The organism is Psychrobacter sp. S1-30-MNA-CIBAN-0213, from assembly GCF_040309845.1.
GTDB lineage: Bacteria > Pseudomonadota > Gammaproteobacteria > Pseudomonadales > Moraxellaceae > Psychrobacter.
The window spans coordinates 1-249 of the sequence record NZ_JBEOPE010000144.1 but is presented as its reverse complement, the minus strand read 5'-3'; the positions used below and the strand labels follow the sequence as shown (position 1 = coordinate 249).

General features: G+C 33.7%; 1 protein-coding gene. It reads right to left on the bottom strand.

Annotated elements, in window-relative coordinates:
- Positions 1 to 249, bottom strand: a 249-nt coding sequence (locus AAEY87_RS14275; RefSeq protein WP_350657646.1) for a GH32 C-terminal domain-containing protein, incomplete at both ends; no start/stop codon positions are given.

The window sequence follows — 249 nt, the reverse complement described above, 5'->3', positions numbered from 1 at the left end:
CATTAGTATGTTCAATATGATTACTGTCTAGTTCGAGGTTTAAGTCTTCATTCAAATCTTCATTCAAATTATAGCTATGATAGTTATTGAACGAGTCTGTATTTGATGATTGCTGATTATGTTCTAGCGGAGAGTTATTGTTAAAGACATACTCTTCGTTACTAAAATCAAAACTGATATCTGTAGTTGTGGTATTTGAGGCTGCAACATTTATCTCTTGCTCAGCCTCTGAGCTGGCAAATAACTGTA